Source organism: Enterococcus sp. AZ091 (assembly GCF_051714805.1).
GTDB lineage: Bacteria > Bacillota > Bacilli > Lactobacillales > Enterococcaceae > Enterococcus_D > Enterococcus_D gallinarum.
Genome location: NZ_JBIOSO010000002.1, coordinates 56,114 through 68,219 on the forward strand (window position 1 = coordinate 56,114; position 12,106 = coordinate 68,219).

Here is a 12,106-nt window from a genome sequence, read left to right on the forward strand (position 1 = left end):
ATACTTTTGACTAAAACCGATAAAACATGCAACGATAATACCGGGTGACGTTCTTTGAACTTTGTTATTGTGTAGGAGATGGGAGAGAAGATGAATGAATCCTTTAGAGAATATGAATCAGGCAATGGCCTATCTAGAAGAAAACTTGTTAGAAGAAATTGATTTTACACACATGGCTAAATTAGCTGGTTGTTCGGAATATCATTTTCGGCGGGTATTTTCCTATTTGGCGGGTATGTCTTTAAGCGAATATTTGCGATGCAGGAAATTGGTTTTGGCAGGAGACTTGTTGAAACAAGGAGCGAAAGTAATCGACACTGCAACGTTACTTGGCTATGATTCGTCGGATGCTTTTAGCAAAGCCTTTCGTGGGATGCATGGCATTTCTCCCTCACAAGCAAAACAGCTGGATGTTATTCTAAAAGCATTTCCACCAATGACTTTCCAGCTGACAATCAAAGGAGGTAACAAAATGGACTATCGGATCGTACACAATGAACCTTTTCAAATCGTCGGTTTCAAAAAAAGGATCACGCTGCAGTATCAGGGAGAGAATCCGCAAATGACATCACTGTATGAAAAACTGACGCCAGAGCGCATTATGGAACTCAAAAATCTGGCAAATATCCAGCCGCGAGGAATTATCAGTGTGTCGGCAAATTTTGTCGAACGAGAAGTGGAAGGAACAGCGCTTGATCAGTATGTCGGTGTAGCAACTACCCAAAAAGCATCAGAACCTTATGATGTGTTACAAGTGGAAGAATCTGATTGGGCAGTCTTTACAGTAGTAGGACCATTTCCAGAAGCAGTTCAAGAAACTTGGGCGCGTATTTACAGCGAATGGCTGGCAATGTCTGATTATCAATTAACTGGAGGACCCGAACTTTTGTGGCATGAAAGTCCTGATTTGTCTAAACCCGATTGCAAAAGCGAGCTATGGATTCCAGTCAGTAAAAGCTGATGATTGACGAATCAAACGTCACGAAAGAACGTGCAAAGTGAGGAATCAAAACAAGCCAGAAGAAGCACAGAAAGTCATTTCTGTGCTTCTTTTGTATATTCATTGAATAGGAGTTTGAGAAGAATCCATGATGTGGAATTTGTGAGAATAAGACGAGTGATGGTGCAAGAAACTTTGGGCGAAGCCCATTGCTCAAAATAAGTAAGCTAAAAAAATATATTCAAAATAAAAAATGTTATTGTATGTTTGAGAAGTAAGAAGTAGACTATTCTTAATAGTAGACTACTCTTAATGATAGAGCGACGCCTTTTATAGACAAACGTTTTTGAACAAGTATGCCAGGGAGGAGCTGGGTAAATGGACAAGCAAACGAGTAATCAATCATGGTTTTATAGTACATTTTCAAATGACATCCAAAAAATGTTACTCGATGGAAAGCGGGTAGCAGCACTGATTGAAATTGACGCCAAGGAATATCCTCAAGGGTTTGTCAAATGTTCAGCTGGAACGCCTAATTGCAAATGTATCATTGGAGAAGATACGATTGACATAATCAAGTTGGGGGAAAACCATTGTTTGTTTAGGAAAAAGCAGAAACAGGAACTATTTCACATAAGCAGAGCAGATTTGGAATATCTTTATTTAGAGATAAGAAGATTAGGAGCTGCGACTAATGGGTACCATTTCTTATTTTTAGATTTGAAAAGCAAGATAAACCCGAACCCGCTAAAATTTGCTATCAATTCTTTGAAACCATTTTTGCTGCTGTGGAATCATCCAGCTTTTGCAGCAATTGAAAAAAGGATAGACGATCGCTTAACTCCTTTACTAAATTGCAAGGATTCAGATAGGATCCCTGACGAAATCAAAAGTAATAGAATCGATATTCCTTTAGTGACTGATCGAATAGAATAGAGACAGATTCAAATTAGTCCAAGTGTCAGGTGAAACCCGACTATCGCATTTTCATTGAAACAAGCAAAAAGACTGCGAAGAACCTTTAGAAAGGTTCTGTCGCAGTCGTTTTCTTGTATACCATAATCAGTTCACCATTTTCTGGATCTATGTGATGGGTATGCCTAAAGCCAAAAGCGGTATAAAACGAAAAGATCGTTTTGTTCTCTTTGTGGGCACTTAAATAGATTTTTTCCACTGTCCAATGGCAGAAAAGATAGTCTAGGAGCAACGGCATAAATTTCTTGCCTAAGCCTAATTTTTGCCAATGCTGATCGATCATCAAGCGATCCAACCAAATACTTTGTTCTTGTTCGTTATAGGCACCGACCATTGCAAAGCCGATAATGGTTTCTTCTTTGTACAAAGCAAGCGGGACCCAATGCAAAGAAGTATCATATGCAGCTTCCAGCAAGGAGGTGGTGTTGTCTTCAATAAAAGTACGTTGGGATTCTGATACTTTTAAGGCAGCAACTGTACGCCAAGTAGACTGGGACACTTCTTCAATTCTGACTGTCATAGTGTATGTCCTTTCTTCCATTTTTTTAGTATAACGAAAGCTGTCTCAAAGAACAAATACAGTTGCCGCAATTAGCAGCTAGTCTTGCGTTAGGGGGAGAAGCCGGGCTGTCCTTTTCGTATTTAATTTACTTTTTAGCAATAGTTTACTTTTTGTTTACTATTTCCTGTTACTATAGTATTGGCTCAGTTTTTATTATTCTGATAAGCAAATTTTATTTTCTTTATTTAAAAAGGTAAGAAATCGTTCAAGAAATCAGATCATTGCGTGTGCAAGGCGGAAAGAATTCACTCTTTCACAACTGACCGAAGGCATCGGTTGAAGTACCTATAAGTATGGGCTAAAATCGAAAAAAATAGACAGCACCTCCTTTCAATAAGAGGCGGACCACGTCGTGAAAACAGGCGATCCCAATTTTTTCAAAGAGAACACTTTAAATGATGGCTGCATAACTATGTTGAATCATCGCTATCAAAGAGAAGAGGAAAAGAATGACTATCAAGCAGCGTTTATTTATATCGCATATATTGATGATTATTGTCCCAGTTTTATTGAGCTTATTAGCTTCAGTGATTGCTTTTTTAATGGTCTGGCGTTATTTCTGGGGGCTAGATGAAGGAGCCATGATCAAGAATACCGAATTTCGTGCCCAGTATGCGACGGTTGAAAGTCTGGTGATCAAATGGGATACGGAGAAGACGACAGATGCAGAAGTAGTCGCCGACATGCAACATTTCAAAAAGACCAATCATAGCAAAAATATTGCATTGCTGGTTTATCGCGGCGATAAGCTAATTTCGTCTGTAGGGGAAGTAACAGATCAAAAAATGAAAGAAACTGCTCTTAAAGAAGAGGGAGAACATAGTTACTTAAAAGATCAAACCTTTCTTACGACATTTGATACCAGCAACTACAAGATTATCTTGATCAATTCAAATTATTACAATGATTTGTATTATCAAGATCCATTATGGGATCGCGATTACAAAGCGATGTTGTCTCGGATCATCGTGTTAGTCGTGATTTTGATTTTGTCGATTATTTTTATTACTAGCCGTGTTCTGACGCGATATCTCACAAGAAGTATTACCGATCCTTTGGAATTATTGACTGTAGGTTTCTATAAAATCAGAGAAGGAGATCTGCAATATCAGATCCAGTATACGAAGCAAGATGAATTTTTACCGGTCTCAAAAGACTTCAACGGTATGGCACGTCAGCTGAAAGAAATGATGGATAATCAAAACAAACTGGAAACCAATCGCCGAGAATTGATCGCGGGTATTTCCCATGATCTGCGAACCCCACTGACTTCGATCAAAGCCTATGTCGAAGGACTAGAGAAGGGGATCGCTAATACACCTGCCATGCGGACCAAATATTTTACGATTGTAAAAAAGAAGATCGATGATTTGGACCAAGTGATTGCACAGCTTTTCTTGTTTTCTAAGTTGGATACCGGTGAATTTCCTTTCAATCTAGTGACAACTACTAGTAAAAAACTGATCGATGAATACATCGGCTTTATCCAGCAGGAATACGAATTGAATGGATTGACGATTCTATTGGAACCGACGGATCAAAACGTTTCGCTAGAAGTGGATCCAGTTCAGTTTCGTACAGTCTTAACAAATCTATTTGAAAATGCCCGCAAGTATGTGGATCGCAACGATAAACAAGTGGTCGTCTCTTATGAAGTAGTTGAGGAACAGTTTATCTTGTCGATCATTGATAACGGCAGCGGTGTATCGGAAGAGAATTTGGAAGACTTGTTTGAACTTTTCTATCGCGATGACCGCTCAAGAACCAACCCGAGCAAAGGCAATGGCTTAGGCTTAGCGATTTCGAAGAAAATCATTGAAGGATTCAATGGAACGATTCAAGCGTACAACCATCCAGCAGGGGGATTAGCGATCGTTATCACCCTCCCAGTTAAATCAAAAAGGAAGTGATCGAAGTTGAGTGTACGAGTATTAATTATTGAAGACGATGAAGATATTTCAATGATCGAAAAAGATTTTTTAGAAATGGAAGGGTATGAAGTCCATATCGTTAACGACGGTTGTGTGGGCTATCATGAAGCATTGACGGAGAAATACCAATTGATCTTATTGGATGTGATGCTGCCAGGAATGGATGGACATGAAATTTGTCGTAACATTCGCGATAAAGTCGATATTCCAATCATTATGGTCACGGCCAAGTCAGAAGAATTAGAAAAGCTGCGAGGTTTAGGTATAGGTGCGGATGATTATATTTCGAAACCTTTTTCGCCAACCGAACTTGTCGCTCGGGTCAAAGCGAACATTGCACAATACAATCGGATCAAGCGCGGACAACAGACAGAAACTGTATCTAGTGAAATCGAATTAGGCGGTATCCGAATCAATTCACAAACGCATCGGGTTTACGTGGATGGAATCGAAGTTGACTGCAAACATCGAGAGTATGAGTTATTGCTCTTTTTGATGGAAAATCCAGAGATCGTCTTCAGCAAAGAACAACTCTATGAAAAAATCTGGGGGATGGAAGCACTAGGCAACATCCGAACCGTCGCCGTCCATATCAATCGTTTAAGAGAAAAAGTCGAGGAAGATCCCACCAATCCACAATATATTCAAACCGTCTGGGGAGCAGGGTATCGCTTTAAGGCGTAACATTGCAGCAAAGTGGTTAGTTGCTGCCAAAAAATATAGCAGCAAGAATCTTTTTTCAGCATAGGTGCTGTTTAAAGAGATTCTTGCTTTTTTTTATGAAGAGATGACAATTTTGTTCGTGAAAGCCATTTTGTATTACAAAAATGTAAGCAGATTAAAAAAAAACTAATAAATGAAATAAAAAGTTTATCGCCAGTTTATAAATTGTTTAACATTTCAAGGTCAATTATTTACTCCTTCATTCTAGAATCAATATAGCAAGAAAAGGAGGGATTTGGTGAAACAACGAATCAAAAATGAACATGTGCGTCAAGCACTCTTCTTTGCAGGCAAAACCCTTTTTTATTTCTGTATCATTTTGATGCTGATTTATCTTTATCATTATAAAAACGTGCAAGGTGGCACCTTTATCTATAATGAATTTTAGGAGGAATGTTCATGAACGTGGTAAATATTGTGCAAGCCATTGAAGAATGGGCACAAAAGGATCCAGAGAGGATTGCCTACCGAGAAGATGACCTAACATATACTTATGGACAATTAGCAGCTCGATCCGACCAATTAGCTGCCTATCTCGAGGAAACTCTGGAAACTCGCGGACCGATCGTGGTTTATGGCGAGTTAGAATTTGACATGCTAACAGCCTTTTTGGCAGCTTCCAAAACAGGTCGGGCATATATTCCGATTGAAAGTACCACGCCAAAAGAGCGTATTGAATTGATCCTCTCTGTGGCTACGCCAGATTTGATCATTAGCGTAGCTGACTGGCAAGGTCCGGAAACAATGATTCCAATGCTAGAAATAAATCAATTGGAAGAAATCTATCAAAGCGGGCGTAATTTAGGCAACACAAAAGCGCTAGGGAAGGATGATATTTACTACATCATCTTCACATCAGGAACGACCGGCATCCCTAAAGGAGTTCAGATTAGTCATGGAAATTTATTGAGTTTCGTGCAATGGACATTGAAGGATTTTTCTTTACGCGAAGGGATGCATTATTTGGCACAGGCACCGTATTCCTTTGATCTCTCTGTCATGGGGTTATATCCAGCATTGACTTCTGGCGGCTGTTTGGTGCCTTTAAAAAAGGCGGTCATTAATGACTTCAAAACATTGTTTGGAACCTTGCCGCAATTGGCTATCAATGTTTGGATCTCGACACCTTCATTTATGAAACTATGTTTGATGGAAGAGACCTTTGACGGGATGCACGTTCCTCAATTGGAACATTTCTTATTCTGTGGGGAAGAACTACCAAAAAAAACCGCTCACGCACTGCTGGAACGTTTTCCAAATGCAAAAATCTACAATACCTATGGACCTACTGAAGCGACTGTTGCCGTATCCGGAGTGCAAATCACTGAAGAATTACTGGAGCAATATGATCGAGTGCCAATTGGGTATGTGAAAGAAGATTCGACGGTTTTCTTTATGGAAGAAGATCAACTAGTTCCTAAAGGGCAAGTAGGTGAGATCATCATTAGTGGTCCTAGCGTGTCAAAAGGGTATCTGAACAATCCCGAGAAAACAAAAGAGGCATTTTTTGTCCATGAAGGGCAACCAGCGTATCGAACCGGCGATAGTGGCAGAATGACGGAAGATGGTTTGTTGCATTATGAAGGGCGTCTTGATTTTCAAGTGAAGTTCCATGGGTATCGAATGGAATTAGAAGAGATCGACCATCATTTAAGCAATAGTTCGTGGGTCAAACAAGCCGTCGTAGTCCCTAAATATCAAGAAAAGAAAGTGGAACAGCTGATTGCTTATGTCGTTCCCGAAACGCACCCCTTCGAGAAAGAGTTTCAACTGACAAAAGCCATCAAATCTTCGCTGAGTGAAACGGTGATGGAGTATATGATCCCGCAGCGATTTATCTATGTTGAGCAGTTGCCTCATACGGCAAATGGCAAAATCGACCGCAAATGGCTGACAAATGAGGTGAATCCTTCATGAACCTGCAGCATATGATTCCTTATGCAAATCCCACCTATTTCATTTGGCTAATGGTAGGGTTGCTTCCGATGATGCTTGTGCTGCTGTTCAAACAAAAGCGTTGGCAATGGTATCAAACGTTACTCACACTAGCGGTATTGTACGTAAGTTTTGGTGGTGAATATTGGCAACAGGGACTGGCGCTGATCGGGTACGTCGTGTATCAGACATTACTCGTCTATGGCTATTATCAGCATCGCCAACGAGCAAATACTTCAGGCGTCTTTTATGGTGCAGTGGTAGCAGCGATTTTACCATTGGCATTGAGCAAAGTCACCCCTTTCTTTGTTGGACATGCCTCATTGATTTATTTCTTGGGTATCTCTTATCTGACCTTTAAATCGGTGCAAATGATCATGGAGATACGGGATGGACTGATCAAAGAATACCATCCTTGGCGTTATATCCAGTTTCTACTATACTTTCCAACGATTTCTTCGGGGCCGATCGATCGGTATCGTCGCTTTGAGAAGGATCTGCTGAATCCGCCGACAAAAGAAGTGTATCTCGATTATTTAAACAAAGGAGTCGCCAAAATCATGTTAGGGCTCCTGTATAAGTTCATTCTTGGTTATTATCTCGGTCAAGTATTACTGCCGATCGTAACCAAAGAAGCCCTGCAAAATGGCTTGTTCTCTTGGGGGATGCTGGGTTATATGTATGTTTATAGTATGTATCTGTTCTTTGATTTTGCTGGCTATAGTTTATTTGCGATTGGTGTCAGCAACTTCATGGGTTATGATACACCAGCTAACTTCAATAAACCTTTTCTGGCGCCTAATATCAAAGAATTCTGGAATCGTTGGCACATGAGTCTGTCTTTTTGGTTCCGAGACTATGTGTACATGCGTTTAATGTTCACACTGATCAAGAAGAAAGTTTTCAAAAGCCGTATCGTCGCATCCAATGTCGGCTATTTTGCCCTCTTTTTGTTAATGGGCATTTGGCATGGACTTACCTGGTATTACATTTTATACGGGGTATATCATGCGACATTGATTTGCGGAAATGATGCGTGGATCCGTTGGAAGAAAAAACAAGGAAATCTGCCATCGAACAACCTAACCAAAGCGGTGTCCACTGTATTGACCTTCCAAGCAGTTTGCTTTAGTTTTCTGATTTTCTCAGGAATCTTGGACAAATTATTCGTTAAATAAAAGGAGAAAAGAATATGACAACCAAAGAAGCAGTATTAGACATTTTAGAATCAGTTACAGGAAGTGATGAAGTAAAAGAAAACGAAACAATCGATCTTTTTGATGAAGGATTATTAGATTCATTAGGATCTGTTCAATTGCTGGTTGAACTAGAAGGGCAGTTAGGAATTGAATTTCCCGTATCGGAATTTGACCGGGCAGAGTGGAATACACCAGCAAAAATCATTGAGAAAGTCGACACGCTGCAAAGCCGATGATGAAAAAACGACTACTCACGGCTTTTGGACCGCTTCTTTGTGCGGGGATTCTTGTCGGGGTACTCTTCCTTGGCCCTTGGAAGATCAATAGCCACGATCCGAAAGTCACCGCTCAAGCGGCGACGGCAATGAATGATGCGGTGTTTCGCGGGGATCGTATCAAAAATGAGGCAATAGCAACAGGAAAATATGTCCCATTTTTTGGCTCATCCGAACTAAACCGTGTGAGTGCCACTCATCCTTCCGTATTGGCGCAGAAATATCAACGTTCTTATACGCCATTTTTGATTGGTGCACCTGGCACCCAGTCGCTGACCCAGTACGCCATCATTCAATCAATGGCGAAAGAATTAGCAGGGAAAAAAGCAGTCTTCATCGTTTCCCCTCAATGGTTCGTTCCTAAAGGGTTGAAAGGAGACTATTTCAACCATCATTATTCCGAACAGCATGTGTACGATTGGCTCTCTTCGTTAAAGAAAGTCTCTGACACCGATCAATACTATGCCGAACGTCTCTTAGACTATTCGAAAGTGAAAGAAAATAGCTTGACGGAACAAGTCTTGAATGAAGTGAAATCCGGTAAGATACCGACTGATTGGCAGAAAAAACAGATTGATCTGCAACGATCTATTTTGAAACGGGAAGATGAGCTTTTTAGTGGTCTTGGGTTGGGGCACAACTTGACTGACAAAATCACTGCTGCTGCAAAGAAATTACCTTCTACCTATAATCTCGCTCAAATAGAACAAGTAGCCGATAATGAAGGAAAAGCAGAAACGACTAATAATTCTTTAGGGATCAAGAATTCTTTTTACCAACATAATCTGCAAAGCCGCATAGATAAAATGAAAGGCTCTCAAAAGAAATGGGATTATCGTTTTGGACCAGAATATAGCGACTTTCAACTAGTACTGACAGAATTTGCTCGCAACAATGTGGATGTCTTATTTGTGATTCCGCCCATCAATCAGAAGTGGATGGATTATACCGGCTTGCCGCAAGAGGTGTTGTCCGGTTTTGACAAAAAGATTCGCTACCAGTTAAGAAGCCAGGGCTTCATGAATATCGCTGATTTATCAACGAAGGGTAATCAACCCTATTTCATGGAAGATACGATTCACTTAGGCTGGCGTGGCTGGTTGGCAGCAGATGAATACATTCAGCCATTCTTGGATTCCAAGATCAAAGAAAAACCGTTGTATGAAATCAACCATTATTTTCTCTCCAAAAATTGGCAGCAAGAGGCACCAAAAGATATTCAGGGGAAATGAAAAAGGAGGACTGTTGGAGAATAGGAATGCTGGAGGCTTCATTCAATGAGTAGACATACGAAAAGACATGCAAAAAGACGCTCAAAAAGAAACGTTCAAAAACTATTGCTTGGGATTGATATCCTGGTAATCATTTGTGGTCTCATTGGCATCTACTACTTGTTTTTGCCAACGGAACCAACGGCTGCTTCTGATCATTCCAGTGAGCAAGTCGCACATTCCAGTACTGCCAGCAGCTCCTCCTCCAAAAAGGAGCAACCCGCAAACAAGAAACAGGACTTGTTGGATGCGGGAAACTATGACAATCTCATTAGTGACCAAGAAGTCGTCACAGCCGAAGGAGCCAGCTACGATCAGAAAATTCTTTCCAGTGGTTTTATTGGAAGTGCATTGGTTGTAAAAAACGGGAAAGTCCTGCTGCACAAAGGGTACGGATATGCTGACAAAGCAGCTGATGTCAAAAACACCCCGACAACATTATTCAATATTGGCTCGATGCAAAAAGGATTGACGGCGGTCTTGATCATGCGGGCAATTAAGGAAGGGAAACTATCCTTGACGGATACATTAGCGCGCTTTTATCCGTATATTCCAGGCGCTGCCAAGATTACGATTCAGCAAATGCTGCAGATGGCTTCCGGACTCAAACTTTCAGAAAATCCGCAAGGACTGGAAGACGTGCAACAGATCCTCGACTGGGATGCCACCCATGCTGTCTTATCCGGAACCCAAGGAACATTCAAATATAGTCCCATCAACTACAATTTACTGGCAGGTATTTTGACAAAAGTATCAGGAAAAAGTTATGATGCGTTGTTAACGGATTTTTTTATCAATAAGAATGGGTTGAAACAATCTTTCTTGTATAAAGCCTTTTTACAGCAGGATCATCCTACGGTCAATTACAAAACGGATGGCGAAGCAGATCCTTACGGGAACCCTAACAATATTTCCTCAGCCAACTTGGCAGCTGAGGTAGGAACTGGAAATCTCTATATGTCAGTTGGCGACTTGTATCGCTATTATGATTTATTATTGAATGGGAAACTGCTGGATAAAGCTTCACTGAAGCAAATGTGGCAACCAGCCGCTGGCGGGTCCTATGCCGCAGGTTTTTATGACAAAGGGACTTATTTTCGGGCTCATGGTGGTAAAGGAGGATTCGAATCGTTTGGGTTGTTTTCTAAAGACAACAAAACCAGCGTGATCCTACTATCCAATCGTGGACGTAAAAGCGACACAGAATTAATGAATCAACTCTATCATCCGCTTGCAAATGTTGCTGCTTCTTTTTGATTGCATCATTTTGCTCGTGCAAGCTTAGAGTTTTCAAGTAGGACACCCTCTGTTCCTAAAGACAAAAGCACATGCTTTCGTCGGGGCTGAGGGTGTCTTTTTTTAGTTTCTTTCAAAGGGGATCCTCACAGCAGTTTGTAATGATTCCAATGTATCTCTAGGGGCTAGATTAGAAGAATTTTAAAAAAGTAGGCAATTGCGTTTGAACTTCATTCTCAATTAGTCTAAAATAGTGAGAAAGAAAAGATACAGGAGGGAACAGAATGTCAGTTTTAGAAATCAAAAACCTGCATGTCCAAATTGAAGATAAAAAGATCTTAAAAGGTGTTGATCTTGTTTTAAAAACCGGTGAGATCCATGCCATCATGGGACCTAATGGGACAGGAAAATCTACCTTATCTGCGGCAATTATGGGAAACCCGAATTATGAAGTCACTGAAGGAGAAATCTTGTTCGATGGGGAAAATGTGCTGGAAATGGAAGTGGATGAGCGAGCACGTTTAGGTTTGTTCTTGGCGATGCAATACCCTAGTGAAATTCCAGGAATCACAAATGCTGAATTCATGCGAGCTGCTATCAACGCTAAACGGGATGAAGAGGACAAAATCTCTGTCATGGATTTTCTAAAGAAATTAGATCAAAAAATGGATCTATTGAACATGCCAGAAGAAATGGCAGAACGCTATTTGAATGAAGGTTTCTCTGGCGGGGAAAAGAAACGGAACGAAATCTTGCAATTATTGATGCTAGAACCAACATTTGCGATTTTAGATGAAATCGACTCTGGATTAGACATTGATGCCTTGAAAGTCGTCGCTAAAGGGGTCAATGAAATGCGCGGGGAAGGCTTTGGCGCGCTCATCATTACTCACTATCAACGGTTGTTGAATTATATCACTCCTGACGTGGTACATATCATGATGGAAGGTCGCGTGGTAATGACGGGATCTGCTGATTTAGCGAAACGCCTGGAAGCTGAAGGCTATGCTGGAATCAGTAAAGAATTAGGGATCGACTACAAAGAAGAAGAAGCATAAG

At 40.7% G+C, this 12,106-nt stretch carries 13 protein-coding genes; 12 read left to right on the plus strand and 1 reads right to left on the minus strand.

Going from position 1 to position 12,106, the window contains the following annotated elements; translation table 11 throughout:
* Nucleotides 1-94: 94 nt before the first annotated feature.
* Nucleotides 95-961 (plus strand): AraC family transcriptional regulator, encoded by an 867-nt coding sequence (locus IGJ28_RS12785; protein WP_005470224.1) that lies wholly within the window; start codon nucleotides 95-97, stop codon nucleotides 959-961.
* Between the two features lie 357 nt (nucleotides 962-1,318).
* The gene (locus IGJ28_RS12790) at nucleotides 1,319-1,876 is read left to right on the plus strand and encodes a hypothetical protein (protein ID WP_252711638.1); all 558 of its coding nucleotides are present in this window, start codon (nucleotides 1,319-1,321) and stop codon (nucleotides 1,874-1,876) included.
* 85 nt (nucleotides 1,877-1,961) lie between these two features.
* On the opposite strand, the gene IGJ28_RS12795 is transcribed toward IGJ28_RS12790, so the two are convergent.
* Entirely contained in the window at nucleotides 1,962-2,435 is a 474-nt protein-coding gene (locus IGJ28_RS12795) for a GNAT family N-acetyltransferase (RefSeq protein WP_252711637.1), read from the minus strand.
* A gap of 394 nt (nucleotides 2,436-2,829) precedes the next feature.
* Here IGJ28_RS12795 and IGJ28_RS12800 point away from each other — a divergent pair, with 394 nt between their 5' ends.
* The 10 genes from IGJ28_RS12800 (at nucleotide 2,830) to sufC (ending at nucleotide 12,105) form a co-directional block, all read left to right on the plus strand.
* Entirely contained in the window at nucleotides 2,830-3,051 is a 222-nt protein-coding gene (locus tag IGJ28_RS12800; protein ID WP_438845439.1) for a hypothetical protein, read from the plus strand.
* The gene (locus tag IGJ28_RS12805; RefSeq protein WP_438845440.1) at nucleotides 3,020-4,387 is read left to right on the plus strand and encodes an ATP-binding protein; all 1,368 of its coding nucleotides are present in this window, start codon (nucleotides 3,020-3,022) and stop codon (nucleotides 4,385-4,387) included. Before IGJ28_RS12800 ends, IGJ28_RS12805 begins: the two co-directional genes overlap by 32 nt.
* Before the next feature lie 6 nt (nucleotides 4,388-4,393).
* Nucleotides 4,394-5,092, plus strand: a complete 699-nt coding sequence (locus IGJ28_RS12810; protein WP_003128294.1) for a response regulator transcription factor — start codon at nucleotides 4,394-4,396, stop codon at nucleotides 5,090-5,092.
* 289 nt (nucleotides 5,093-5,381) lie between these two features.
* The gene (locus IGJ28_RS12815) at nucleotides 5,382-5,519 is read left to right on the plus strand and encodes a teichoic acid D-Ala incorporation-associated protein DltX (RefSeq protein ID WP_029486349.1); all 138 of its coding nucleotides are present in this window, start codon (nucleotides 5,382-5,384) and stop codon (nucleotides 5,517-5,519) included.
* Nucleotides 5,520-5,530: 11 nt separating this feature from the next.
* Nucleotides 5,531-7,048, plus strand: coding sequence for a D-alanine--poly(phosphoribitol) ligase subunit DltA (gene dltA, locus IGJ28_RS12820; protein ID WP_252711636.1), 1,518 nt, complete (start codon nucleotides 5,531-5,533; stop codon nucleotides 7,046-7,048).
* On the plus strand, nucleotides 7,045-8,244 hold the full coding sequence (gene dltB / locus IGJ28_RS12825) for a D-alanyl-lipoteichoic acid biosynthesis protein DltB (protein WP_081131892.1): 1,200 nt from the start codon (nucleotides 7,045-7,047) through the stop codon (nucleotides 8,242-8,244). The genes dltA and dltB overlap by 4 nt, the downstream gene beginning before the upstream one ends.
* 14 nt (nucleotides 8,245-8,258) lie before the next feature.
* Complete coding sequence (gene dltC / locus IGJ28_RS12830) at nucleotides 8,259-8,501, plus strand: D-alanine--poly(phosphoribitol) ligase subunit DltC (protein WP_081131893.1); 243 nt, start codon at nucleotides 8,259-8,261, stop codon at nucleotides 8,499-8,501.
* A complete protein-coding gene (gene dltD / locus IGJ28_RS12835) occupies nucleotides 8,498-9,772 on the plus strand; it encodes a D-alanyl-lipoteichoic acid biosynthesis protein DltD (protein WP_252711635.1) in 1,275 nt (424 codons plus the stop codon). The genes dltC and dltD overlap by 4 nt, the downstream gene beginning before the upstream one ends.
* Before the next feature lie 45 nt (nucleotides 9,773-9,817).
* The gene (locus tag IGJ28_RS12840; RefSeq protein ID WP_252711634.1) at nucleotides 9,818-11,068 is read left to right on the plus strand and encodes a serine hydrolase domain-containing protein; all 1,251 of its coding nucleotides are present in this window, start codon (nucleotides 9,818-9,820) and stop codon (nucleotides 11,066-11,068) included.
* Nucleotides 11,069-11,331: 263 nt separating this feature from the next.
* The gene (gene sufC, locus IGJ28_RS12845; protein ID WP_003128303.1) at nucleotides 11,332-12,105 is read left to right on the plus strand and encodes a Fe-S cluster assembly ATPase SufC; all 774 of its coding nucleotides are present in this window, start codon (nucleotides 11,332-11,334) and stop codon (nucleotides 12,103-12,105) included.
* The last annotated feature ends 1 nt before the right edge of the window (nucleotide 12,106 follow it).

What these genes read in the sequence shown, in the direction of transcription:
- IGJ28_RS12785 (WP_005470224.1), top strand. Translation starts at nt 95, where the DNA reads ATGAATCCTTTAGAGAATATGAATCAGGCAATGGCCTATCTAGAAGAA.
- IGJ28_RS12790 (WP_252711638.1), top strand. Translation starts at nt 1,319, where the DNA reads ATGGACAAGCAAACGAGTAATCAATCATGGTTTTATAGTACATTTTCA.
- IGJ28_RS12795 (WP_252711637.1), bottom strand. Translation starts at nt 2,435, where the DNA reads ATGACAGTCAGAATTGAAGAAGTGTCCCAGTCTACTTGGCGTACAGTT.
- IGJ28_RS12805 (WP_438845440.1), top strand. Translation starts at nt 3,020, where the DNA reads ATGGTCTGGCGTTATTTCTGGGGGCTAGATGAAGGAGCCATGATCAAG.
- dltA (WP_252711636.1), top strand. Translation starts at nt 5,531, where the DNA reads ATGAACGTGGTAAATATTGTGCAAGCCATTGAAGAATGGGCACAAAAG.
- dltB (WP_081131892.1), top strand. Translation starts at nt 7,045, where the DNA reads ATGAACCTGCAGCATATGATTCCTTATGCAAATCCCACCTATTTCATT.
- dltC (WP_081131893.1), top strand. Translation starts at nt 8,259, where the DNA reads ATGACAACCAAAGAAGCAGTATTAGACATTTTAGAATCAGTTACAGGA.
- dltD (WP_252711635.1), top strand. Translation starts at nt 8,498, where the DNA reads ATGATGAAAAAACGACTACTCACGGCTTTTGGACCGCTTCTTTGTGCG.
- IGJ28_RS12840 (WP_252711634.1), top strand. Translation starts at nt 9,818, where the DNA reads ATGAGTAGACATACGAAAAGACATGCAAAAAGACGCTCAAAAAGAAAC.
- sufC (WP_003128303.1), top strand. Translation starts at nt 11,332, where the DNA reads ATGTCAGTTTTAGAAATCAAAAACCTGCATGTCCAAATTGAAGATAAA.